Here is a 21,977-nt window from a genome sequence, read left to right on the forward strand (position 1 = left end):
TTGACCTGGATTAATTCGGTTGCGTCCAGCGGCGGAAGATCAGCGAGGTGTTGACCCCGCCGAACGCGAAGTTGTTGTTCATCACGTAGTCGTGGTGCATCTGGCGGAACTCGCCGCGCAGGTAATCGAGTTTGCCGCAGTGCGGATCGACTTCGTCGAGGTTGAGCGTGTGCACGTACAGGTCGCGGTTGAGCATTTCGATGCTGAACCACGACTCCAGCGCGCCGCAGGCGCCCAAAGTGTGGCCGAGGAAGCTCTTCTGCGAGCTGATCGGCATGTGTTCGCCGAACAGGCTGCTGGTGGCCAGGGTCTCGGCGATATCGCCCTGCTCGGTGGCCGTGCCGTGACCGTTCACGTAACCGATGGCGTCAGGCGTGAGGCCGGCGTCTTCCAGTGCCAGCTCCATCGCACGGCGCATGGTGACCTGTTCCGGGCGGGTGGTGTGCTGGCCGTCGGCGTTGCTGCCGAAGCCGACGATTTCGGCGTGGATGCGCGCACCGCGAGCGAGGGCGTGTTCCAGTTCTTCGAGCACCAGCATGCCGCCGCCTTCACCGATCACCAGGCCGTCGCGGCCCTTGTCATACGGACGTGGCGAGGTTTGCGGTGCATCGTTTTTCAGGCTGGTGGCGTACAGCGCGTCGAACACCATGGCCTCGGTCGGGCACAGTTCTTCGGCACCGCCGGCGAGCATCAGCGGCAGGCGGCCGAACTTGATCGCCTCGTAGGCATAACCGATGCCCTGGCTGCCGCTGGTGCAGGCGCTGGAGGTCGGGATCAGGCGGCCGGTGAGGCCGAAGAAGATACTGATGTTCGCCGCCGTGGTGTGCGGCATCATCCGTACATAGGAGTTGGCGTTGAGGCCTTCGGCCACCGAGTTGAGCAGCATGTTGCCGAACGCCTTGATCTCGTCGGTGCTGCCGGTGGACGAACCGCAGGCCACGCCCATGCGTCCGTCCTTGATCGACTCATCGCCGAGCAGGCCGGCATCGGCCAGCGCTTTTTCCGCAGCGCCGACGGCCAGCCGCGAGACCCGGCCCATGCTGCGCAGTTGTTTGCGGGTCCAGTGCGCCGGCACCAGAAAATCATCGATCGGCCCGGCCAGTCGGGTGTTGAGTTCGCTGAAACGATCCCACTCGTCCATCCGGCGGATGCCGCTGCGGTTGGCCGCAAAGTTGCCGGCGATGGTGTCCCAGTCGCTTCCCAGCGAGGTGATGCCGGCCATGCCGGTGACGACAACGCGCTTCATCAGCACAAGCCTCCGTTTACCGCCAGGACCTGGCGGGTGATGTACGACGCTTCCGCCGACATCAGGAAATTCACCGCACCGGCCACCTCTTCAGGGGTGCCCATGCGTTGTGCCGGGATCATTTTCATCAGTTCTTCCACCGGCACGTTCTCGTCGAGCATGGCCGTGTCGATCAGACCCGGCGCGACACAGTTGACTGTAATTTTGCGCTTGGCCAGTTCGATCGCCAACGCCTTTGCGGCACCGATCACGCCAGCCTTCGAAGCGCTGTAGTTGACCTGGCCACGGTTGCCGATCAACCCCGAGACAGAAGTGATGCAAACGATGCGACCAGCGGCGCGGCGACGGATCATCGGCATCATCACCGGGTGCAGAACGTTGTAGAAACCGTCGAGGTTGGTGCGCAATACCACGTCCCAATCGTCATCGCTCAGGGCCGGAAACGCGCCGTCGCGGGTCAGGCCGGCGTTGAGCACCACGCCGTAGTAGGCGCCGTGAGTTTCGACGTCGGCTTCGAGGATGGCTTTGCAGGTATCGCGGTCAGCCACGTCGAATTGCAGGATGCGCGCGTTGCGGCCGAGCGCTTCGACTTCGGCTTTCACCGCTTGCGCTTCGGCCACGCCGCTGCGGCAATGCAGGACGATATCGTGGCCGGCCTTGGCCAGGCGCAGTGCGATGGCGCGGCCGATGCCACGGCTGGAGCCGGTGACCAGTACGAATTCAGTCATCGTTCGACTCCTTCAATTGTTCAAGATATTGCGCCGCGTGCGGCGGGCGGAACACGTTCAGCCGGGCGCTGGCTTCGATGCCGGGCGCATTGATATGGCATTCGAACACGCCCATGCCGTTGTCGTCTTCCAGCGAGCGGATGCCATGGATGGTCAGTTCACAGCCGACCGGAAACGCCTCGACATTGCATTCGAACTTGCGGGTGCCGAGCAGGAAACCCAGCTCCACCGGGTTGCCTTTCTGCCGGGCATGGCAGCCAGCGAAAGCGGCAACACTCTGCGCCATCAGCTCGACGCCGACCCACGCCGGCAGACTTCCGTCGGGCAGACTGAACAGGCCGTCGGGTTTGACCGTCAGGGTGGTGTGGATCTGCTCGTCGTCGAAGCTGAGGATCCGGTCGATCAGAATCATGTCGCCAGCGTGGGGCAGCAGTTCGGCGAGCGGCCAGTCAGTCATGGGGCGTCTCCGATAATCAGGCTGACGTTATTGCCACCGAAGGCAAACGAATTGCTCATCAGGTAGCGGGGTGCAATGGACGCCAGGCGCTCGCTCGTGGTCACCCACTTCAGCGCTGGCAGGTCCGGATCGGCCTGGCCGTCCCAGACGTGCGGCGGCAATGCGTGGTCGGGGTTGTCGGCACTCAGGCTCAGCCAGCAGAACGCGGCTTCCAGTGCGCCGGCAGCACCGAGGGTATGGCCGGTCATGGGTTTGGTCGAGGAACAGGCCACGCCCTGCGGAAACAGGGTGGCAACGGCCAGGCTTTCCATGGCGTCGTTGTGTTGGGTGGCGGTGCCGTGCAGGTTCAGGTAACTGATTTGCGCGGCTTGCAGCTGTGCGCGATCCAGCGCCTGTTGCATCGCTTGCAGCGCGCCCCGGCCGGACGGTTCCGGTGCGGAAATATGGTGGGCATCGGAGCTGGCGCCTGCGCCCAGCAGGGCAATGGCCGGGCCGTCGCCGCGCTGTTTGCTCATGACGAACAGCACCGCTGCCTCGCCGATGTTGATGCCGTTGCGGTTGACCGAGAACGGGTTGCAGCGCTCCCCGGAAACAGCTTCCAGCGACGAAAAACCATTGAGCGTCAGTTTGCACAGACTGTCGACGCCGCCGCACAGCACCGCATCGCACAGCCCCAGATCGAGCAGGCGTTTGGCGCTCATCAGGGCCCGGGCGCTGGAGGTGCACGCCGTAGAAATCACGTAGGTCGGGCCGCTCAGTTGCAGCCAGTCGGCGAGGAAGGTCGCCGGGGCGCCGAGCTCCTGTTGCCGGTAGTCGTAATCGTCCGGGAACTGCTGGTTGCGTATGTAATGCGCCAGACCCTGGCTGGCCTCGTCGATACCCGAGGTGCTGGTGCCGAGCACCACACCGATACGATCCGGGCCGTAGGCCTGAATGGCAGCGTCGATGTCTTCGCGAATCTGCAACGCGGCTTCCAGCAGCAACTGATTATTGCGGCTCTTGTGCGCGGCCATCTGTGGCGGAATGGGCGTCAGATCACCGCGTACGGCGGCCACCGGCAACTCGCGTTCCGGCACCCAGCCAGCCTCATGGCGCATGCCCGAGCAATCGCCGGCGAACAGGTGGCGGGCGACTTCTTGCTTGTCACGGCCCAGGGCGCAGATCACGCCGAGGGCATTGAGGTAGGCGGTCATGGCGTCGATTCACCTAGGGGAGACACGCGATAGTGCGGGCCTTGGGGCAGATTCAATTCGAAGCTCGACGGTTGTGAATATCGGATGTTCCAGCGTGTCGGCAGGGTGCGTTGCTCGTCGAGTTGCTGCGCGGTGGGGTAATTGCGCGCCAGTTCGCCGGCAGGCGTCAGGGCGAACAGCAGTGCCGCGAACAACTCCCGGGCTTCCGGATTCGGCGGCAGCAGGCCGTCGGCCTGCCAGCGTCCGTCGATCAGTTGCTGACGGGCCTGGGGAATGCCCAGCGGATCCATCATCGACCAGCGGATGCCCGGGCCCTCACGCTGGATCACCAGCAACCAGTCCTGACGCTGTCCTGCTTGCTGGCGCTCAATGTGCAATTGCAGCGGCAAGGGCAGCGTCGGGTTACCCGCAGGCAACGGCGCCTGGCTCGCGCAAGCGGTCAGCAGCAGGGCACAGGCGAGCAGCAGAACACGCAGCATCAGACAGCCTCTTCCAGCGGTTTGCGCGCCACGACGTTGACCAGGGTTTCTTCACGCTGGCCAAACGGCTTCGGCTTGCGCAGGCCAAAGCGCTCAAGCAGGCCGAAATCCTTCGCCCGGCTCCACCACAGGTACGGGTAGGAAACATTCCGTTCGCCGAACTCGAATCCCTGCTGGCGAATCATTTCCAGATACTGCGCAGCACTCTTTTGCACGTGCATCGGATGACGGAACAGCCAGCGAATCACCCACGTATCAATGTAAGCCTCGGTGGACTCGGCGAACAGCAGATAACCGCCCGGCTTGAGCACCCGGTAGAACTCGGCCAGGGCTTTTTCCTGCTCCACCAGATGATGGAAGGTCTGGTGGCAGAACAGCAGATCGACGCTCGCATCCGGCACATTGAGTGTCGCGCAGTCGCTGCCGATCAGCTCGACGGCGAAGCCCTGGCGCGCCGCCTCTTCAGCGCTCAGTTCCAGGCTGTGCGGATCCGCATCGACACCGATCAAGCGCTGTGGCGCGAAGGTCTGGCGCAGGTGTCCGAAGGACTTGCCCTGGCCGCACCCTGCATCCAGCAGCACCGGATTGGCCGGCAGCGACTCGCTGAACAGTCCGCGCAAATCGTTGATCGCCACGCGCAGCACATGGTGCTGCCAGGTGTGGCTGCGCAGGAACCAGAAGCCGAAACGGGTTTCCTCGACGTAGCTGTCGCTCAAGTAATTCATGGGGCGTCCTTTGCACAGAATTCGGAAATCGTCTTCAGCCGGCGGCGTGCTTCGCTGACAAACGGATTGCGTTCGTCCCAGGCGTAACCGGCGAGAATCGAACAGATCATGCGACGGATGTCCGGGGAGGCCTGCTCATGGAAAATCACGTCCTGGAAAGTACCGGCGTACCAGCCCTCGACGTAGGCGCGGAAGGTGTCGACGCCGCGTTTCAAGGGTTCGGCGAACTCGCTTTGCCAGTTCACGGTTTCGCCCTGCAACTGCCGGTGCAATACGCCGGCGGCCATGCTCGCCGAGCGCATGGCGATGGTCACGCCGGAAGAGAACACCGGATCGAGAAACTCGGCGGCGTTGCCCAGCAGAGCAAAACCCGGACCGTGCAGGGTTTTGACGTTGGCCGCATAGCCGCCGAGGGTGCGTGCCGGGGTGTCCCACACGGCGTTGTTCAGCACCTTCGCCAGGCTCGGGGTTTCAGCGATGAAACCGCGCAGGCAGGCATCGAGATCGGCGTCGCGACCATTGAAATGTTCAGCCGCGGCCACCACACCCACCGAGCAGCGACCGTTGCTGAACGGAATCGTCCAGAACCAGATGTCGCGATGCTGCGGATGGGTGGTGACGAGGATTTTTTCGCGGTCGAAGGCCGGGTGGGCGATGTGATCTTCGACGTGGGTGAACACGGCCTGACGCACCGGGAAATTCGACGGCGCTTCCAGATCGAGCAAGCGAGACAGCACCCGGCCATAGCCACTGGCATCGAGGACGAAACCGGCCTCGACACGGTACTCGCTGCCGTCTTCGCGACGCACATCGAGTTGCGGACGCGGGCGGTCGAAATCGATGCTGACGATGGCATCGCCATAACGGATTTCCACACCTTGCAGCGCGGCTTGATCAGCCAGCAGTTTGTCGAAGTCGGCGCGTTGTACCTGGAAAGTGGTCGGTTTGCCGCCGGTGAACGTATCGCCGAAATCGAACGCGCTGTAGCGCTCGCCCCACGCAAATGCGGCGCCGGTCTTGCGCTGGAATCCGGCGGCGTTCACGGCGTCGAGCATGCCCGCTTCTTCGACGAAATCCAGGCAATGACTGAGCAGGCTTTCGCCGATGGAAAATCGCGGGAAATGCTGGCGCTCGATGACCAGCACGTCGTGCCCCTTGCGCTTGAGCAACGCAGCGGCGATGGCGCCGGAGGGGCCGGCGCCGATGATCACGACCTGACGGGATTCCATTTCAACGATTGGCACGCGAGCTCCTGGGTACGGCAATAGGGTTCAGAGACGCACGGTGCAGGCCGATGAAGGCCGGCAACAGCGTCGCGATCAGCCCCATCAGCATCAGCGCAAAGTACAGCGCCGGGCTGATGAGTTGTTGTTGCAACAGCAGGTTGAGAAAAACGATTTCACTCAAGCCGCGAATATTCAGCAGCACGCTTTCGCGCCAGCGGCTGGCGCCTTCGAACGAGGCACCGGCCCAGCCGAGGCCGAGCCAGTTGCCCACGATTTTGCTGGCGACCGGCAACAGCAGCAGCGCTGCCCATTGCACAGCGCCGAGGCTGGCGAGGGCGCTGTGCACATCGATCTGCACGATGCCGAAAGTGAGGATCAGCGGAATCGCGATCCACGTTTGCAAACGGTTCATCCAGCGCGCCGGCAGCGGCAGCACCAGCGGCACTTTCAGCACGGCCATGCACAGCAGGTAGCCGATGCCGAAAATCAGCGCATTGAGCTTGTAGTGTTCGGCCAGCACCAGCAGCGCAAAGAAACCCAGGCTGTAAGTCAGCGGCCGGCGGATGCCGAACACCCGCAACAGCAACGGCACGCAGGCCAGCCCCAGCGGCAGCAACAGACTGCTCAGGTGCAGACTGCCCTGGGCGAGGCCGAACAGGGTCCAGCAGGTCAGGTCGATCAGGATCGCGGTCTGCACCAGACGCCGGGTCGCGGCGGGCGGATAGTCGATGTGGCGCAGGTACAGATACAGCACCGGGATCGCGGTGATGGCGAACACCAGACCGATGGCCAGCGAATTGATCCACGGTTGCGCCGGCAGCAGCCAGTACGCCGTCGCCAGCCCGCAGGCGAACGGCACGGCGAAACTCGGAAGGGCGATTTTCACGCTCTGGCGATCCAGACGCAGGTCGATCACATCGCTGAGAATGTGCCCGAGCAGCAGCGCGAAGCTCAGGCTGTAGAGGTTTTTCAGCCAGTCCGGCGCAATCAGATCGGCGCCACTGAGCTGCCAGCCCGGTTCGATCCAGAAATACATCAACAGCGGCAGGACGAAGCTGGCCAGCAGCAACTGGCTGACAATCGGAATCAACCCGAAATGCCGGCCGACGCGGGTGGCCACGGCAAACAGCGCCAGGGCCATGACCCAGAAGACTGCGACCATCATGTTGCCGGCTCCGCGACTGTCGTGGCGTGGGCATGACGCCCGGCCCACGGCGCGAGCATGAAGCTGAAGGCCAGCCCGAGGCTTACCGACAGACCGAAATTGCTCACCGCCGGTGTACTCGACACCGCCAGCAGACCGAACGACAGCCAGGTCGTCAGCGCCGCCAGCAACGTGCCTAGCAAGCTCACGGCTGCGCCGCCGACCTGTTCGCGCATGAGAATCGCGTAATCGACGCTGATCGCCGTCACCAGCAGCAGGCCGAACAGGCTGAACAGGGTCAGCGGCTGACCGAGCCAGCCGAGGCTGGCCAGACTGCACAGCGCCGCGAGCAGCGGCAGGGAAACGATACGCAACGCGCCGCCGAAGCCGAACGGCAGGATCAGCACCAGCACGATCAGCACGCAGGAGGCGAGTTTGAGTTCGGCGGCGCTGATCTGGGTTTCGGCAAACACCCGGTTCAGGTCACCGAGGCGATCCACCAGTTCCACGCCGGGCAGGTCCAGTGCCTGCACCCGCAGCAGCGACGGGTTGTTCAGGCCTTGCAGGCTGACCATCGCCGCCACGCCGCCCTCGACCGGTCCGAGCCACAAGGTGCGGTAAGGCTCACCGAGCGGACCGCTGAGCGCGGTGTCGATGTCTTCGGCGGGCAGTGACTGCAACTGTGCCAGTTCGGCTTGCAAGGCTGCTGGCGGAACGCCGACTTCAAGCAGTGGCTGCCAGAACTGCGGCAATTTGTTCAGCGCTTCGCGAACCTGCTGTTGCTGGCTCGGCGGGCTGACCAGTTGGTTGAGCGCCAGAAAACCCTGCAACTTGTCGAGGTTGACCAGTTGCTCCAGGCGTTCACTCAACGCGGCCTGACGTTCCAGCAGTTGCTCCTGGTTTTCTGCGCGTACCAGAAAGAACTGGCTGGTCGGTTGGTAACCGGTGATGCGGGCGATGGTCTGCGCCTCATCGGTCAGATGCTGCGGCGCGCCGACCCATTGGCGGATGTCGTTCTTGCTTTGCAGTTGCACCAGACCGCCGATGCAGAAAGCGATCAGCAGGGCGAACAGAATCGGTGTGCGCACATGCTGCAGCAAGGTTTCCCGAAGGTTGACCATGCGCTCGGCCAGACGCAACGGCCACTGCGCCGGGCGCAATTCGACGTTGCTCAACAGCGCTGGCAACAGGCACACCGCCGACAGGTAAGCCCCGATCAGCCCGGCGGCGGAGAACACGGCGATCTGGGTCAGGGCCGGGAACGGTGTCCAGGCCAGCGCCAGATAGCCGATGGCGCTGGTGATCAGGCTCAGGGTCAGGCCCGAGACGGTCAACCGCAGCGCCGGCCAGCTGCGCCAGGGTTTGAGGCTCCAGCTCTTGGACAGGTAGTGCAGCGGGTAGTCCACCGCGACACCGATCAGGCTAGAGCCGAGCACCAGCGTCATCACATGCAGATGCCCGAACAGCGCCACGCAGGCCACCGCGCCGAACAGCATGCCCACCAGCACCGGAATGAACGCCAGCAACACCCGCCAGCGGCGGAAGGCGAGCAACAGCAGCAACAGAATGCCGAGGGTCGCGCCGCCGCCGACCCAGGAAATTTCCCGGGTCGCTTGCTGCTGACCGCTGGCCGCGTAGAGCAGTCCGCTGGCGGCCAGCAGTTGCACATCGGATTTCGCCGCTTGCTCGCGGCTGTGTTGCAACAGCGCCGCGACTTGCAGCGGCAGGTTCATGTCGAAGGCGTTGCCAGTGGTGCGTGCGCGCAGCAGCACCCAGCTCTTGCCGTCGGCATCGGCGATCAGCGCTCCGCTGCCGATATCCAGTTGCACCGTGCCGTGCTGTGGCTGGCTGTTCTGGATGCGTCCGGTCAGGCCCAGCCAGTCGTCCTGGCTCGGCACCAGACTGAAACCGGTGAACGGATCGAACAGCGCCTGCACCCGCTGCTGGATAAAGGCATCAGGGTGTTCGATCAGCAGTTGCCGATCATCCGCCGAGAGCATCGCCAGTCGCCCTTGCAGCAATTGCGTGCGCAGGGCGGGCAGGTCGGCTTGCAGATTCCACTGCACTTTTTCGAACAGCCCGCTGGACTGCCATTGCTCGCCCAGAGTCTGGGCCATGGCGACGGCTTGCTGGCGATCGGCGTGGCCGACCAGCACCAGCATTTCCCGGTTGAGCGGTTCCTGCATGCGTTGTTCGGCACGTTGCTCGACCGCGTCCGGATGGGTGCCGGGCACCAGTTCCATCAAGTTCGCCGACAACGGTGCGCCGTCGCGCCACTGCCAGGCGCCCAGTGCGACGACGGCCAGCAGCAGGATCAGGAACAGCCAGGGCAGCCTGCGTTCACTCGGCAAAGTCATGTTGCTCCGCGTCGCTCAACGGTTGGCCGGCGGTGCTGTCCTGCATGCGCAGCACAGTGCTGTCACCCTGGGTTTCGAGCAGTTCGATGGTGTTCACCAACGTGCCGCCGGCGATGTTGATCTGGTTGAAAACCTGCTTGAGCAGCACGGAGCGCGGGGTCAGTGTCAGATGCCATTGCTGCGCGTCGCCGCTCAGGGTCAGTTCGAAATCCCGTTGCAGGCCACTGCTGTCACCTTGCAGCACGGCGAGGAACAGACGGTTCTGTTCGGCGCCGGCGCTCTTGCCCGGCAACAGTTGCCAACCGCTGACGTCACGACGGGCGATGCCTTTTGCGTTGATACGGTAGTCCTGCTGCAGCGGGGTTTTCAGCAGCCAGAGCAGACCGTAATGCTTGGCGAGGACAAAGTTGCCCTTGCTGATCAGCGGCTGGGGCAGGGCGCGCAGGTGTTTTTCCTGGATGAACTGGCCGTGGATCACGTCCGGCTTCGCCAACTGCTCGCTCAACTGTTGCAGGTCGAAGGCATTGGCCAGCGACGACAGTGTCAGCAGTGCCAGGGCTCCAAGGGATTTCACAAACACATTCATCGCAGCATCCTTTCCACGGCATCGGTGAAGACTTTCGGCGACGCCAGTTGCATCTCGCGGCTGCTCACCTCGACAGCGACCTGCACGGAGCTGGCTCGGGTCAGGCGCTCGCCGGTCTCGGCGTCGGTGATCAGGTAGTGAATCTTCAGGCGGTTTTCCCATTCCACCAGGCTGGCGCGCACGTTCAGCCGCTGACCGAACACCGCGCCGCGCACGTAGCGCAGTTGCAGGTCGATCACCGGCCAGGCATAGCCCGAATCGACCATCTGGTTGTAGTTGTGGCCGATCTTGTCGAGCAGCGCGCAGCGCGCCACTTCCAGGTATTTCACGTAATGGCCGTGCCAGACGACATGCATGGTGTCGACGTCAAAGAACGGCACGAGGATTTCCGTATCGGCGTGAAGCACTCCGGCGCTACGCATGCAGCCTCCAGTGTTGCTCGGCGATGCGTTTCAGGCACAGGCGCAGTTCGCCTTCCAGGGCACGGTCTTCGATCACCGGCGGGAAGTCTTTGGCCAGCGCTTCGTGCATCGCGGCCAGGGACGGCGGCAGTGGTCGTGCGTCTTCATCACGGCCACGCAGCCACACGCCCTGATTGGCCGCGAGCAGTGTGGCGGCGGCTACCTGTTCGGTCAGCTCCAGCACGCGAATGGCGTCGCGGGCGGCGATGGTGCCCATGCTCACCTTGTCCTGGTTGTGGCATTCGGTGGAGCGCGAGAAGACGCTGGCCGGCATAGTGTTTTTCAACGCTTCGGCGGTCCAGGCGCTGGCACCGATCTGCACAGCCTTGAAGCCGTGGTTGAGCATCGCCCGATCAGCGCTGGCGCCGGACAGGTTGCTCGGCAAACCGTGGTTGTAGCGCTCGTCCACCAGCAGCGCGAGTTGCCGGTCGAGCAGGTCGGCGACGTTGGCCACGAGGTTTTTCAGGCTATCCATGGCGAACGCGATATGCCCGCCGTAGAAGTGCCCGCCGTGCAGCACGCGCTCGGCTTCGGCGTCGATGATCGGGTTGTCGTTGGCGCTGTTGAGTTCGGTCTCGATGAACGAACGCAGCCAGTTGAGGCTGTCGGCCAATACGCCGAGCACGTGCGGCGCGCAACGCAGCGAGTAGCGATCCTGCAGGCGATGCAGCGGCGCGGTCGGCGCGTCGATCGCCAGATCCTTGCGCAGCCACGCGGCGACCTGCATCTGCCCCGGATGCGGCTTGGCGGCGAACAGGCGCTCGTCGAAGTGTTCCGGATTGCCTTGCAGCGCCACCACGTTCAGCGCGGTGATACGGGTGGCCAGTTGCAGCAGGTAATCGGCGCGGGCGTAAGCCAGGCAGGCCAGACCGGTCATCACGGCGGTGCCGTTCATCAGTGCCAGCGCTTCTTTCGGGCGCAGCACCAGCGGGGTCCAGCCCAGTTCACGGTGCACATCGGCGGACTGGCGGCGTTCGCCACGGAACATCACTTCACGTTCGCCGGACAGGGTCGCGGCGACGTAGGACAGCGGCGTCAGATCGCCGCTGGCGCCCACCGAACCCTCTTCGGGGATCAGCGGCAGGATGTCGTGTTCGAGGAAGGCATGCAGACGTTCCAGCAGCTCGATGCGCACCCCGGACACGCCGTGGCACAGCGACTGCAGACGCGCCGCCAGCACCGCGCGGGTGGCCTGGGCGTCGAGCAGTTTGCCCAGCCCGCAACCGTGGAAGGTGTAGAGATGCTGCGGCAGCGCCTCGACGTGATGCAGCGGCACCGCGACCACGCAGGAGTCGCCGTAACCGGTGGTCACGCCGTAGATCACGCCTTCCTTGTCCAGCAGCGAATCGAGGAACCGCGCGCCTTTGGCGATGCGTTCGCGGTAGTCGGCGTCGCTCTGCAACTGCACGGGCGCCTGACGGTTGGCCAGGGCCAGCACGTCTTCGATGCGCAAAGGGCGTTCGCCGAAGGTTACCGGCTCATGGGTTGGCGTCGTCATCGGTCTTCCAGAAAGGGTAAAAGTTGAACCATTGCTTGGGGGCTTCGAGGCAATAGTGACTCAGGCGTTCGGCGTAGCGGGTCGCCCACTGATGAATGACCTGTTCGCGGTCGCGGCGAGTCCAGGTCACGGCCTCGGTGAACGGCTCGAGGGTCAGGCGATAGTGGCCGTCAGGTTGCTTGAGGCACATCAGCAGATTGACCGGGCATTTCAGCAGGCCGGCCAGCAGCCACGGACCTTGCGGGAACCGCGCCGGATGACCGAGGAAATCCACGGTCACACTGCGGCCGCCATGCAGCGGTACGCGATCACCGGCAATCGCCAGCCATTCGCCGCGCTCCAGGCGTTCGTTCAGCTGCAGCATGACCCCCGGGTCCAGCTCGCTGACCTGGATCAGCCGTAGATTGGTCGCCCCGGCTTCGCCCAGCAGGCGGTTGAATTGTTCGGCGTGCTTGGTGTGCACCAGCACGTTCATGGTGACCTTTTCGCCAATCTCCGCCAGCGCCCGGCACACTTCGAGGTTGCCCAGATGCGCACCCACCAGCATTTGCCCGCGACTGCCGCGCAACTGATTGCGCAGCAACGCCGGGTCGATGATTTCGATCTGCTCGATGCTCAGCTTGCGGTTCCACACGTCGAGCTTGTCGAGCAGCGAATCGGCGAACGCCATGAACTGGCCGAACACGCGCCACAGGCTCGGGCGCAATTCATGGCGACCGCTCCAGTCGGCGAGGCGCTGCTGATACTGCCAGGCACTGCGCCGGGCCGTGCGGCCGAACAGGAAGAAGTACAGGACGATACCGTACAGCAACGGGCTCAGTAGGCGTCGGCCAAGGACCTTGGCGGCGAACGCGGTGAATTTCATCAGCAGGAAACTGCCGCGCTCTTCGCGGTCGGCCCAGTGCTTCTTGTCGGTTTCGACCGTCATGCGCGCCACCGTCGCCAGAGGATCGCGGGCGAGCGCAGCAACATGCCGAAGAACAGGCGCGTGTGCATGCTCGAAATCAGCACGTTGTCGTGGAACATCCGAAAGTGCGACACACCGTCCAGCGGGTAGTGCACGCTGGTTTGCAGCCAGCGCATCGGCTGGTTGCGCCAGGACAGGCGCACGAGGATGTCCGAGTCGAAATCCATGCGCTTGCCGATCCGCGCCGAGTCGATCACTGCCAGTGTCGGCTCCAGCGGATACACCCGGAAGCCACACATCGAATCGCGGATCTGCAGCGACAGGGTGTTGATCCACACCATCACGTGCGTCAGGTAACGGGCGTACAGGCGACCCTTGGGCACGCTGGCGTCGTACAGCGGATAACCGCAGATCAGCGCTCGCGGATGGGCACGGGATTCTTCGACGAACCGCGCGACGTCCTGCAAGTCGTGCTGACCGTCGGCATCGACCTGCAAGGCGTGGCTGAAGCCCAGTCGCGCCGCTTCACGCAAGCCGGTCATCACCGCGCCGCCCTTGCCCTGATTGGTGGTGAGGCGCACCAGATACACCCGCTCGCGTTCGGCCAGCACATCCAGCACGGCTGCGCAGGATTTGCTGCTGGCGTCGTCCACCAGAATGCACGGCAAGCCTTGGGCGAGCAGGGCATCGACCACGGTGGCGATCGCGGTTTCGTGGTTGTAGACCGGGATGACTGCGCAAGGGTTATGCATTGCCAGTCCCCAGCAGAATCCGCCCGCTGGAGCAGGTGGCGGTGTCGTTGCGGTAGGCGAAATACAGCTTGCCGCGTTCAGGGTCGAAGCGCAGGTGCAGCTGGATTTCATCGCCGGGGCGCACCAGTTGCTGGAATTTCAGAACTTCCATACCGGCGAATGCGCCGGACAGGTTCAACAGTTGGCGACCAAGGTTCAGCGCCCACTCGACCTGCACCACGCCGGGTAATACCGGGGCCTTGGGGAAGTGACCGCTGAAGTAAGCAAGGTCTGGCGGCACGCTCAGTTGCAGGCTCCACTCGCCATCGGTTTCGGTCTGTTCCAGAACCTCCGGTGCCTTCGGACGCGGCGCCAGCAGCAAGGCTTCGACATCTGCCTGGGGCAGCTTGCCCTGAGGGTTCAGCGGCAGTTGTCGCAGCAAGCGCCAGCGTCGGGGCAGGGCGAGGGCTTCGCAATGTTCGCCGAGGTGACGGCGCAGGGTTTCGGTGAGGCTGCGACGGCCGTGTTCGCGCAAGGCAAACAGGCCGGATTCGCTGAGCACCAGCAAGGCGCCGAGGGATGCGCGGTTTTCCTGCACCACGCCCAAGCGCGCTTCGGCGACCCAGTCATGGGCGACCAGAGCTTGTTCCAGCATCGGCAGGGAGATGCGTTTTTCTTCCAGCTTGACGATCCGGTCCAGCCGCCCGAGCAGTTCGAAGCGACCATCGGCTTCGATGCGTGCGGCATCGGCGGTATGTTCGACATGCCCGGCGGGCAGGTACGGCGAGGCGATCAACAGGGCGCCGTCGCCGTCCTGGCTCAGCTCGACACCGGCGAACGGCTGCCACAGCTGTTGGCCCTGACGCCAGGCGATGCCGCCGGTCTCCGAGCTGCCGAGGATTTCCGTCGGCCACTGCTGCAAGCGCTGGTGCAGGCTCTGCGCAGCATCTGCCGGCAGCGCGCCGCCGGAGGAAAACACCCGGCGCACGGCGCTCAGGGCCGGCCAGTCGAGGTTGTCGCCCATGCGCTTGAGCAACGCCGGGCTGGCCACCCAGGCGAAGGCCGGGTGTTCGCGGCTGGCGCGCTGCATGTCTTCAGGAAAGGCCAGTTGTTTGCGCAGAAACATGCGCCCGGCACACAGCGGCCACAACACACGGAACAACAGACCGTAAATGTGTTGGGTGGCGACGCTACCGATGATGCAGGCCTCACCGAGATCCGCGCCCCACAGTTGCTCGAGGGCTTCGACTTCGTTGGCCAGTTGCCGCAGGGATTTGTCGATGCGCTTGGGCTCGCCGCTGGAGCCGGAGGTGCACAGGCTCAGGCGACACTGGTCGAGATCCAGTTCGGCACCCGTCAGTGCGGTGCCCTGCAAGTCGCTCAGGTGCACGTCGTCTGCGTGATCGGTCAGCCACAGGTCGACTTCGTTCGACCAGCGCTGGCGGGTCTGCGCTTGCAGATCCGCAGGCAGCAGGACGCTGACGTCGGCGCGCCAGGCGCCGAGCAGGGCAATCGCCAGTTCTGCGGCATCTTCCAGGTGCACGGCCAGACGTCGTACGCCCCTGGCTTGCAGGCCGGCGGCCAGGCTCAGGGCCTGTTCGCGCAGGTGTGCGTGATCGAGTGCCGGCGCGACGGTGACGGCGCGCTGCGGCAGATCCTTGAGCAACAGCTGCTCAAGTTTTATCCAGTTCATGGGCGACCTCTTACCCGTTGTCGTATCAGCCATTCAATGGCAAACATCAGGCCGATCAATCCGTAGGAGATCAGGCCGGTGTACAACATCCACCAGTGCAGCGGCGCCCAAAGGGTCAGCAGGGCGGCGCACAAGCCGTTACAGAAAAAAAACACACTCCAGGCCACGGTGACCTGACGGGTGTAGCGGATCGCTTCGGGCGGCAATTGCGGCTCGCGAATGCGCGCCAGACGTTCGACCATCGGCGGGCCGTATTTCAGGCTCAGGCTGAACAGCACCAGCATGAAGCCGCTGATCAGCACCGGATACCAGCGCAGCAACAGCGGGCTGTCGAACAGCGCCAGCAGCAGGCAGAACACGATGGCCACACAGGCCATCCACAGACTGCCGGGCTTGCGCTCGCCGGTCAGGGCGCGGGCCAGCCACAGGCTGCCCAGCAGCAGGCCGAACTGCCACGGCGCAAAGTGCTCCATGCCGAAATACACCGCAAAGGGATACAACAGGCCCGCCAGCAGCAGGCCGAGGCCGATCAATCGGCTCATGCGGCCGGTTGAACCAGACGGTAGACCGCCTCGACCACGTCGCCGACGGTACGCACCGACTTGAATTCCTCGGCGGCGATTTTCTTGCCGGTCTGGCGTTTGATGTGGTCGATCAGGTCGACGGCGTCGATGCTGTCGATTTCCAGGTCCTGATACAGGTTCGATTCCAGGCTCACACGGGCCGGGTCCAGTTCGAACAGCTCGACCAGGGCATCGCGCAGGGTGTTGAAGATGTCGTCACGAGTTTGCATGGTCCGGTCTCAAGCTGCCTGTTTTGCCGTGACGAACGCCGCGAGGCTCGCCACGTTGGTGAAATGGTTGCGGGTGTCCTTGGCGTCGGCGTCGATCTTGATGCCGTACTTTTTCTGGATCGCCAGGCCGAGTTCCAGAGCGTCTACGGAATCCAGGCCCAGGCCCTCGCCGAACAGCGTCTGGTCGTCGCCAATATCGTCGACGCTGATGTCTTCGAGGCCCAGGGCGTCGATGATCAGCAGTTTTATCTCACGGTGCAGATCGCTCATCTTCGGCGAGCTCCTTGATAAAAAAATGGTGCAGAAAGTCGTTGAGCTTGCGCGAGGCCTGCGGTGCAGGGCCTTGTGCGGCAAAGGTCTGTGGGTCTATATCGGCCCCGACGCGAAAACTGAAGTGAACACGGCGGCTCGGGATGCGATACCACGGCTCGGCCTTGGTCAAAGTGGTCGGGCTGACCTTGATGATGACCGGAGTCAGGATTTTCGCACCGCGCAGCGCGATGGCCGCGGCCCCCCGATGAAAGGCCGGGGCCTGACCGGGTTGGGTGCGCGTGCCTTCCGGGAAAATGATCAGGGTCTGGCCATCCTGCAATGCGCCGGCGGCGGCATCGAGCATGTCCATGCTGCCGTCGTTGCTGATGTATTCGGTGCTGCGCAGCGGGCCACGGGTGAAAGGGTTTTCCCACAGCGTTTTCTTCACCACGCAATTGGCGTGGCGTACCAGGCCGATCAGGAACACCACATCGATCAGCGACGGGTGGTTGGCGATGATCATCTGCCCCGGCCGACCGAGGCGTTCGGCACCCTGGATGTCATAGGTCAACACGCCGGTACGGGCCATGAACCGGACGAAAAACCAGAACAGCCGACTGACGGTCTGCCGCGCCCGCTCGCGATGGGTCAGCGCGTCGCCCGGCAGGCAGCCCAGCAGCGGAAACACCAGCAAACGCAGGCACAGCCCGCCAAGCCCGAACAGGGCGAAGCTGAGGGCGGTGGCCAGCAGGCGCCAGTAGTAGGCGTCGCGGTTTTTTTCGGTCACGGGTTGCGTTGCCAGGTCCATACACGATTTTTCCAGGCATGTTGGCAAAGGGTTTGCTGGCCGAGCAGGGCTTGCAGCAGATTCAGTGCATGGGGCCATTGCGCTTTGGACAGTGCTTCGGGGGCGCTGTTCAGGGTCAGCCGCCAGTCGGTACCGGGGGTCAGCAGCAAGCCCACCGCGTACGGAAACGGCACATCATCGATCCACGCCGAATAGGCTTCGGGCGGCTGTTCTTCGGTGATCACCAGCAGTACGGCGGGCGCGCCTTCGTCCAGCAGGGCGGCGGCTTCCAGCACGCCGTGCTCAAGGCCGTCGCCAGCGGCGGCGAGGGCCGTCATCTCGCTGGTTTCGCCGCGCATGATCGACCACAGGCCAATGATCGCGTTGTGCACGGAGAGGCTGAACTGGGTCGGTGAAAGCGGTTGTTCGTTGGCCAGGTCACTGAGGATGTCGAAGGTGCGCGGCGTTTCGCCGTGACGGGAAACGAACACCAACGGCAGGTTTTCCCGACCGTCGGCCAGTGGCCAGCCGACACTGAAGGTCATCCGCGCAAGGCGACTGAGACGGCGGCGCTGCATGGCGGGAAGGAACGACACATCGGGCGCGGCATCGCTGCTCGGGAGCACGACCGGCTGTCGGCTCCAGGCTTGCCAGGCGTCCACGCTGTCGAGCCCGGGAGCCCAGGCGCGCCATTGGGCGATGTTGAAGTTGATCACGGACATTCATCCCGCCCCTGCGGGCTAAATTTGACGCTGTTTTGCCAGCGCCGCAGACGCGCTGACCTTGCCGGAAGTGGCGTGGCGCTTGGCCCCGGGTGGCGCGCATTATCCCGGTGCGACGAGTGTGTAGCAAATGCTGGTTACATTTTGCGCTCTGAAATGGACCGAAGGGTACATTGCAAAAAATATCACTTGGCCATTATCCGGATTGTGAAGGGATTGTCTGTCGGGCATATCGGCGGTCGAAGGCAGCATTTGCGCCGTGACTATTGAGATATTTGCGCCTGACCCTGTAGTCCGTGTCCGCGAAGGTAGCGAAGCGGGGCCGGGCACCACTACACTCGGTCATTCTTTGATACACGGAGGTTTTGTCATGCGGCGCGTGGTGTTCAATCAGAAAGGTGGCGTGGGCAAATCCAGCATCGCCTGCAATCTGGCGGCGGTCAGCGCCAGCGAGGGTTATCGCACGCTGTTGGTGGACCTTGATGCCCAGGCCAACTCCACTCAGTACCTGACCGGGCTCACCGGTAATGACATTCCGATGGGCATCGCCGACTTCTTCAAGCAGACCCTGTCTTCGGGCCCGTTCTCCAAGAAGAACAAGGCCGATATCTACGAAACCCCGTTCGACAACCTGCACATCATCACCGCCACGGCGGAGCTGGCCGACCTGCAGCCCAAGCTCGAGGCCAAGCACAAGATCAACAAGCTGCGTAAGTTGCTGGAAGAGCTGGACGGCGAATACGACCGCATCTACCTCGATACCCCGCCAGCCTTGAATTTCTATGCCGTTTCGGCGCTGATTGCCGCTGATCGTGTGCTGATTCCCTTCGATTGCGACAGCTTTTCCCGTCAGGCGCTGTACGGGCTGATGTCGGAGATCGAAGAGTTGAAGGATGACCACAACGAAGGTCTGGAAGTCGAGGGCATCGTGGTCAATCAGTTCCAGGCCCGGGCGAGCCTGCCGCAGCAGATGCTCGACGAATTGATCGCCGAAGGGTTGCCGGTGTTGCCGGTTTACCTCGCCAGCTCAGTGCGCATGCGCGAATCGCACCAGGCCAGCACACCGCTGATCCATCTCGATCCGCGGCACAAGCTGACACAGCAGTTTGTCGAACTGCACAACCTGCTCGAAGACGCCTGAAAAAAGCCAGCGTGGGAGCAAGCTCCCACGATGGCTGGTGTTGTGTCAGATGCCCTGACTGCGCAACCACGCCATCAGTTGCGGCAGCGGAAACGCTCCGCTTTGCCGCGCCACCTCACGGCCATTCCTGAACAGAATCAGGCTCGGAATCGAACGAATCCCCAACTGCGCCGACAACTGCTGATTGGCCTCGCTGTCCAGCTTGGCCAGCCGGCACTTGCCTGCTAGCTGCGCCGCCGCCTGTTCGAACACCGGCGCAAATGACTTGCACGGTCCGCACCAGTCCGCCCACACATCCACCAGCAACGGCAGATCGCCCTTGATCTGGCTGGCGTAATCGCCTTGCTTGAGGTCGAACGGCTTGTTCAACAGCACCTCGGATTTGCAGCGCCCGCATTTCGGGTGGTCGCTGAGGCGTTCGGCGGGAATGCGGTTGAGGCCGTTGCAGGAGGGGCAGGGGATGAGGAGCGGGTCGGTCATGTTCGAGATCCATAGGGGAGCTGATAACTTCTAGTTGGAGACGTTTGCTCATATTTTCAATCGTGCAGTGTTCAGTACCGAGCCTAGGCTGAGAGATGCTGGCTGAGTCCGTTGGTCTGTCTGGCAGTATCGCAACTTGCGATATTTTTGATCTGTGATTAACTCCCCATAGCAGAATGCGATAAGGATGTTGCATGCATGTGTTTAGCGAAAAACCAATTCGAGAGGCCAAGGAAATGTGGCCACAGGCAGCAAGTGCATTGGCACAGTGGTTTCGTTTGGCAAAAAGAAGTAATCCCTGCGATTTCGCGGCGATGAAGTCAATTTTTCCTGCGACTGACAAGGTCGGTGAATTTCATGTTTTCGATATTGGAGGCAACAAACTGAGGTTGATCGCTTTCGTCAGTTATCGATCTCGGACGCTCTACATAAAACATGTGCTTGATCACCGCGAATACGAGCGCGGTAAATGGAAGGAGGGAAAGGTATGAGCATTCTGATCAAGACGGTGGCCGAGCACTGGGAGTTTGTCTCGCCTTTGCTTCGAAAACCGAAAAGTGAAGAGGACTACGACATGCTGGTGCGGGCTGTCGAAGAAATACTCGACATAACCGATGATGATGAATCGCATCCATTGATGAGTCTGGTCGACATCATTGGTGACTGGATTGCGGAATGGGATCGCACACATCACCCCATGGCCGAGGCGAGCGGCGAAGAAGTCCTCGGCTATATGATGCGCGAGCACGGCCTGACGCAAAGCGACCTGCCGGGTGTCGGGACTCAATCGGTTGTTTCGGAAGTCTTGAGTGGCAAGCGCAAGCTCAACCTGCGCCAAATCCGCTGGTTGGCCGAGCGCTTCAATGTACCGATCGACGTGTTTACCTGACCTTGCTCAGGACGAACAACTGATCTCCAAATGCTTGCCCCATTCCGGCGGCCGTTCCGCATAGCTCTCCATTCCAGGTTGTTCCTCGAATGGATTGCTCAACACCGCATGCAGTCGGCGCACTTCTGAATAGTCACCCTGCTCGGCAGCATCAATCGCCTTCTGCGCCAGATAGTTGCGCAGGATGTACAGCGGATTCACCGCATGCATCCGCGCGCGGCGCTGTTCCTGATCGCTTGCACCATCGCGTGCGACTCGGGCGACATAGCGTTCACCCCAGGCATCGAAACCTTTGATATCGACGAAGTCATCGCGCAGGCGAGCGACGGCCTGTTCGGCTGACTCTTCGCCCAGACGCCGGAAGAACAGCGTGTAGTCGACGCCGCTGTTCTGCATCAGTTGCAGCAATTGTTCCAGCAGTTGCTGGTCGTCGTCCTCGGCCGTGGTGAAGCCGAAACGGCGGCGCATCAGGTCGAGGTAGTGCGCCTGGAACAGCGGCAGGTAAAGGCCAAGAGTCTCGCGCAGGGCTTCGACGCTGATGAACGGTGTCAGGGCCTGGGCCAGGGCGCTGAGGTTCCACTGGCCGACGGGGACCTGATTGCTGAAGGAGTAGCGGCCCTGGTCGTCGGAGTGGTTGCAGATAAAGTTCGCGTCGAAGTCGTCGAGGAAGGCGAACGGGCCGAAGTCGAAGGTGATGCCGAGGATCGACATGTTGTCGGTGTTCATCACCCCGTGGCAGAAGCCGTAGGCTTGCCACTTGGCGATCAGTTCGGCGTTGCGCTCGACGATTTCGCGAAACATCGCCAGATACGGCTCCGGCTGTTCCAGACACTCGGGGAAGTGCATCGCCAGCACGTGCTCGCCGAGCTGCTTATGCTGCTCGGGACGCTTGGTGTAATAGAAGTATTCGAAATGCCCGAAGCGCACATGACTTGGTGCCAGACGCAGCACCATCGCGGCGCGTTCCTGTTTCTCACGCCAGACCGGAGTGTCGGAACCGATCACACACGCGGCGCGTGAAGACGGGATGTTCAGCGCATACAGCGCTTCGGATGCGAGAAACTCACGGATCGACGAGCGCAGCACCGCGCGGCCATCGCCCATGCGCGAAAACGGTGTCTGCCCGGCGCCCTTGAGGTGCAAGTCCCAGTGTTCACCGGCTTCGTTGTAGACCTCGCCCAGCAACAACCCGCGACCATCGCCCAGTTGCGGCGTGTACCCGCCGAACTGATGCCCGGAATAGACCATCGCCCGTGGCTCGGCATCGGCCCATAACTTGTGGCCGCCGAACAGTTCGGCGAATTCCTGGGTGTCAGCCGCCGCCGGTTGCAGATCCAGCAGCGCCAGGGCCGCAGGGCTGGCGACCACCAGTCGCGGATTGTCGATCGGTTCGGGCAGCACATGGGCCGAGAACGCGTCGCCCAGGCGGGCGAAGCGGTTGTCGAAGGTCAGTTCGTCGAGGGCTTTCAAGGGCCGGCTCCA

The 21,977-nt window shown here is 62.9% G+C and carries 25 protein-coding genes; 3 read left to right on the top strand and 22 right to left on the bottom strand.

The genetic code is table 11. The features are described 5' to 3' along the window. Window positions 1-10: 10 nt before the first annotated feature. Genes IF189_RS02170 through IF189_RS02265 form a run of 20 tightly spaced genes read right to left on the bottom strand, consistent with a single transcriptional unit; the run spans window position 11 to window position 17,985 of the window. Entirely contained in the window at window positions 11-1,246 is a 1,236-nt protein-coding gene (locus IF189_RS02170; protein WP_134825223.1) for a beta-ketoacyl-ACP synthase, read from the bottom strand. Next, a complete protein-coding gene (fabG, locus tag IF189_RS02175) occupies window positions 1,246-1,974 on the bottom strand; it encodes a 3-oxoacyl-ACP reductase FabG (protein WP_085711069.1) in 729 nt (242 codons plus the stop codon). The genes IF189_RS02170 and fabG overlap by 1 nt, the downstream gene beginning before the upstream one ends. Then, window positions 1,967-2,431 (bottom strand): hotdog family protein, encoded by a 465-nt coding sequence (locus IF189_RS02180; RefSeq protein WP_085711070.1) that lies wholly within the window; start codon window positions 2,429-2,431, stop codon window positions 1,967-1,969. The genes fabG and IF189_RS02180 overlap by 8 nt, the downstream gene beginning before the upstream one ends. After that, complete coding sequence (locus IF189_RS02185; protein WP_192552749.1) at window positions 2,428-3,624, bottom strand: beta-ketoacyl-[acyl-carrier-protein] synthase family protein; 1,197 nt, start codon at window positions 3,622-3,624, stop codon at window positions 2,428-2,430. The genes IF189_RS02180 and IF189_RS02185 overlap by 4 nt, the downstream gene beginning before the upstream one ends. After that, window positions 3,621-4,103: a hypothetical protein gene (locus tag IF189_RS02190; RefSeq protein ID WP_192552750.1), complete on the bottom strand. Its 483-nt coding sequence runs from the start codon at window positions 4,101-4,103 to the stop codon at window positions 3,621-3,623. The genes IF189_RS02185 and IF189_RS02190 overlap by 4 nt, the downstream gene beginning before the upstream one ends. Next, window positions 4,103-4,828, bottom strand: a complete 726-nt coding sequence (locus IF189_RS02195) for a class I SAM-dependent methyltransferase (RefSeq protein ID WP_192552751.1) — start codon at window positions 4,826-4,828, stop codon at window positions 4,103-4,105. The genes IF189_RS02190 and IF189_RS02195 overlap by 1 nt, the downstream gene beginning before the upstream one ends. Then, window positions 4,825-6,072, bottom strand: coding sequence for an NAD(P)/FAD-dependent oxidoreductase (locus IF189_RS02200; protein ID WP_192552752.1), 1,248 nt, complete (start codon window positions 6,070-6,072; stop codon window positions 4,825-4,827). Before IF189_RS02200 ends, IF189_RS02195 begins: the two co-directional genes overlap by 4 nt. Next, the gene (locus IF189_RS02205; protein ID WP_134825228.1) at window positions 6,059-7,219 is read right to left on the bottom strand and encodes a sodium:proton antiporter; all 1,161 of its coding nucleotides are present in this window, start codon (window positions 7,217-7,219) and stop codon (window positions 6,059-6,061) included. The genes IF189_RS02200 and IF189_RS02205 overlap by 14 nt, the downstream gene beginning before the upstream one ends. Next, window positions 7,216-9,555, bottom strand: a complete 2,340-nt coding sequence (locus tag IF189_RS02210; RefSeq protein ID WP_192552753.1) for an MMPL family transporter — start codon at window positions 9,553-9,555, stop codon at window positions 7,216-7,218. Before IF189_RS02210 ends, IF189_RS02205 begins: the two co-directional genes overlap by 4 nt. After that, on the bottom strand, window positions 9,539-10,141 hold the full coding sequence (locus IF189_RS02215) for an outer membrane lipoprotein carrier protein LolA (protein ID WP_134825230.1): 603 nt from the start codon (window positions 10,139-10,141) through the stop codon (window positions 9,539-9,541). The genes IF189_RS02210 and IF189_RS02215 overlap by 17 nt, the downstream gene beginning before the upstream one ends. Next, entirely contained in the window at window positions 10,138-10,563 is a 426-nt protein-coding gene (locus IF189_RS02220) for an acyl-CoA thioesterase (protein ID WP_085685400.1), read from the bottom strand. The genes IF189_RS02215 and IF189_RS02220 overlap by 4 nt, the downstream gene beginning before the upstream one ends. Further along, window positions 10,556-12,100, bottom strand: coding sequence for an HAL/PAL/TAL family ammonia-lyase (locus tag IF189_RS02225; protein WP_119429512.1), 1,545 nt, complete (start codon window positions 12,098-12,100; stop codon window positions 10,556-10,558). Before IF189_RS02225 ends, IF189_RS02220 begins: the two co-directional genes overlap by 8 nt. Further along, entirely contained in the window at window positions 12,081-13,028 is a 948-nt protein-coding gene (locus tag IF189_RS02230; RefSeq protein ID WP_085711078.1) for a glycosyl transferase, read from the bottom strand. The genes IF189_RS02225 and IF189_RS02230 overlap by 20 nt, the downstream gene beginning before the upstream one ends. Further along, window positions 13,025-13,759 (bottom strand): glycosyltransferase family 2 protein, encoded by a 735-nt coding sequence (locus IF189_RS02235; protein ID WP_119429511.1) that lies wholly within the window; start codon window positions 13,757-13,759, stop codon window positions 13,025-13,027. Before IF189_RS02235 ends, IF189_RS02230 begins: the two co-directional genes overlap by 4 nt. Next, window positions 13,752-15,431, bottom strand: a complete 1,680-nt coding sequence (locus IF189_RS02240) for an acyl-CoA synthetase family protein (RefSeq protein WP_192552754.1) — start codon at window positions 15,429-15,431, stop codon at window positions 13,752-13,754. The genes IF189_RS02235 and IF189_RS02240 overlap by 8 nt, the downstream gene beginning before the upstream one ends. Then, window positions 15,428-15,973, bottom strand: a complete 546-nt coding sequence (locus IF189_RS02245; RefSeq protein ID WP_085711081.1) for a hypothetical protein — start codon at window positions 15,971-15,973, stop codon at window positions 15,428-15,430. Before IF189_RS02245 ends, IF189_RS02240 begins: the two co-directional genes overlap by 4 nt. After that, window positions 15,970-16,224 (bottom strand): acyl carrier protein, encoded by a 255-nt coding sequence (locus tag IF189_RS02250; RefSeq protein ID WP_007909503.1) that lies wholly within the window; start codon window positions 16,222-16,224, stop codon window positions 15,970-15,972. Before IF189_RS02250 ends, IF189_RS02245 begins: the two co-directional genes overlap by 4 nt. Before the next feature lie 9 nt (window positions 16,225-16,233). Further along, window positions 16,234-16,494 (bottom strand): phosphopantetheine-binding protein, encoded by a 261-nt coding sequence (locus tag IF189_RS02255; RefSeq protein ID WP_085711082.1) that lies wholly within the window; start codon window positions 16,492-16,494, stop codon window positions 16,234-16,236. Next, entirely contained in the window at window positions 16,475-17,284 is an 810-nt protein-coding gene (locus IF189_RS02260) for a lysophospholipid acyltransferase family protein (RefSeq protein WP_192552755.1), read from the bottom strand. Before IF189_RS02260 ends, IF189_RS02255 begins: the two co-directional genes overlap by 20 nt. After that, window positions 17,260-17,985 carry a beta-ketoacyl synthase chain length factor gene (locus IF189_RS02265; RefSeq protein WP_192552756.1) on the bottom strand — a complete coding sequence of 242 codons (726 nt, stop codon included), beginning with the start codon at window positions 17,983-17,985 and terminating at the stop codon, window positions 17,260-17,262. Before IF189_RS02265 ends, IF189_RS02260 begins: the two co-directional genes overlap by 25 nt. 370 nt (window positions 17,986-18,355) lie before the next feature. Here IF189_RS02265 and IF189_RS02270 point away from each other — a divergent pair, with 370 nt between their 5' ends. Further along, complete coding sequence (locus IF189_RS02270) at window positions 18,356-19,126, top strand: ParA family protein (protein WP_085711085.1); 771 nt, start codon at window positions 18,356-18,358, stop codon at window positions 19,124-19,126. A 45-nt stretch (window positions 19,127-19,171) separates the two neighbouring features. Here the strand turns inward: IF189_RS02270 and trxC are convergent, their stop codons facing one another. Continuing rightward, window positions 19,172-19,606 carry a thioredoxin TrxC gene (trxC, locus tag IF189_RS02275; RefSeq protein WP_192552757.1) on the bottom strand — a complete coding sequence of 145 codons (435 nt, stop codon included), beginning with the start codon at window positions 19,604-19,606 and terminating at the stop codon, window positions 19,172-19,174. 194 nt (window positions 19,607-19,800) lie between these two features. Between trxC and IF189_RS02280 the strand changes: the two genes are divergently transcribed. Together IF189_RS02280 and IF189_RS02285 are read left to right on the top strand one after the other, a co-directional pair. After that, the gene (locus tag IF189_RS02280) at window positions 19,801-20,097 is read left to right on the top strand and encodes a type II toxin-antitoxin system HigB family toxin (protein WP_134825235.1); all 297 of its coding nucleotides are present in this window, start codon (window positions 19,801-19,803) and stop codon (window positions 20,095-20,097) included. Continuing rightward, the gene (locus IF189_RS02285; protein WP_134825236.1) at window positions 20,094-20,495 is read left to right on the top strand and encodes a helix-turn-helix domain-containing protein; all 402 of its coding nucleotides are present in this window, start codon (window positions 20,094-20,096) and stop codon (window positions 20,493-20,495) included. Before IF189_RS02280 ends, IF189_RS02285 begins: the two co-directional genes overlap by 4 nt. A 6-nt stretch (window positions 20,496-20,501) precedes the next feature. Here the strand turns inward: IF189_RS02285 and selO are convergent, their stop codons facing one another. Next, window positions 20,502-21,965, bottom strand: coding sequence for a protein adenylyltransferase SelO (selO, locus tag IF189_RS02290; protein WP_134825237.1), 1,464 nt, complete (start codon window positions 21,963-21,965; stop codon window positions 20,502-20,504). Between the last annotated feature and the right edge of the window lie 12 nt (window positions 21,966-21,977).

Source organism: Pseudomonas sp. IzPS59 (genome assembly GCF_014863505.1).
Taxonomy (GTDB): Bacteria; Pseudomonadota; Gammaproteobacteria; order Pseudomonadales; family Pseudomonadaceae; genus Aquipseudomonas; species Aquipseudomonas kribbensis.

Coding starts and splice junctions, on each gene's coding strand:
- IF189_RS02170 (WP_134825223.1), bottom strand. CDS start 1,246: ATGAAGCGCGTTGTCGTCACCGGCATGGCCGGCATCACCTCGCTGGGA.
- fabG (WP_085711069.1), bottom strand. CDS start 1,974: ATGACTGAATTCGTACTGGTCACCGGCTCCAGCCGTGGCATCGGCCGC.
- IF189_RS02180 (WP_085711070.1), bottom strand. CDS start 2,431: ATGACTGACTGGCCGCTCGCCGAACTGCTGCCCCACGCTGGCGACATG.
- IF189_RS02185 (WP_192552749.1), bottom strand. CDS start 3,624: ATGACCGCCTACCTCAATGCCCTCGGCGTGATCTGCGCCCTGGGCCGT.
- IF189_RS02190 (WP_192552750.1), bottom strand. CDS start 4,103: ATGCTGCGTGTTCTGCTGCTCGCCTGTGCCCTGCTGCTGACCGCTTGC.
- IF189_RS02195 (WP_192552751.1), bottom strand. CDS start 4,828: ATGAATTACTTGAGCGACAGCTACGTCGAGGAAACCCGTTTCGGCTTC.
- IF189_RS02205 (WP_134825228.1), bottom strand. CDS start 7,219: ATGATGGTCGCAGTCTTCTGGGTCATGGCCCTGGCGCTGTTTGCCGTG.
- IF189_RS02210 (WP_192552753.1), bottom strand. CDS start 9,555: ATGACTTTGCCGAGTGAACGCAGGCTGCCCTGGCTGTTCCTGATCCTG.
- IF189_RS02215 (WP_134825230.1), bottom strand. CDS start 10,141: ATGAATGTGTTTGTGAAATCCCTTGGAGCCCTGGCACTGCTGACACTG.
- IF189_RS02220 (WP_085685400.1), bottom strand. CDS start 10,563: ATGCGTAGCGCCGGAGTGCTTCACGCCGATACGGAAATCCTCGTGCCG.
- IF189_RS02225 (WP_119429512.1), bottom strand. CDS start 12,100: ATGACGACGCCAACCCATGAGCCGGTAACCTTCGGCGAACGCCCTTTG.
- IF189_RS02230 (WP_085711078.1), bottom strand. CDS start 13,028: ATGACGGTCGAAACCGACAAGAAGCACTGGGCCGACCGCGAAGAGCGC.
- IF189_RS02235 (WP_119429511.1), bottom strand. CDS start 13,759: ATGCATAACCCTTGCGCAGTCATCCCGGTCTACAACCACGAAACCGCG.
- IF189_RS02240 (WP_192552754.1), bottom strand. CDS start 15,431: ATGAACTGGATAAAACTTGAGCAGCTGTTGCTCAAGGATCTGCCGCAG.
- IF189_RS02245 (WP_085711081.1), bottom strand. CDS start 15,973: ATGAGCCGATTGATCGGCCTCGGCCTGCTGCTGGCGGGCCTGTTGTAT.
- IF189_RS02250 (WP_007909503.1), bottom strand. CDS start 16,224: ATGCAAACTCGTGACGACATCTTCAACACCCTGCGCGATGCCCTGGTC.
- IF189_RS02255 (WP_085711082.1), bottom strand. CDS start 16,494: ATGAGCGATCTGCACCGTGAGATAAAACTGCTGATCATCGACGCCCTG.
- IF189_RS02260 (WP_192552755.1), bottom strand. CDS start 17,284: ATGGACCTGGCAACGCAACCCGTGACCGAAAAAAACCGCGACGCCTAC.
- IF189_RS02265 (WP_192552756.1), bottom strand. CDS start 17,985: ATGTCCGTGATCAACTTCAACATCGCCCAATGGCGCGCCTGGGCTCCC.
- IF189_RS02270 (WP_085711085.1), top strand. CDS start 18,356: ATGCGGCGCGTGGTGTTCAATCAGAAAGGTGGCGTGGGCAAATCCAGC.
- trxC (WP_192552757.1), bottom strand. CDS start 19,606: ATGACCGACCCGCTCCTCATCCCCTGCCCCTCCTGCAACGGCCTCAAC.
- IF189_RS02280 (WP_134825235.1), top strand. CDS start 19,801: ATGCATGTGTTTAGCGAAAAACCAATTCGAGAGGCCAAGGAAATGTGG.
- IF189_RS02285 (WP_134825236.1), top strand. CDS start 20,094: ATGAGCATTCTGATCAAGACGGTGGCCGAGCACTGGGAGTTTGTCTCG.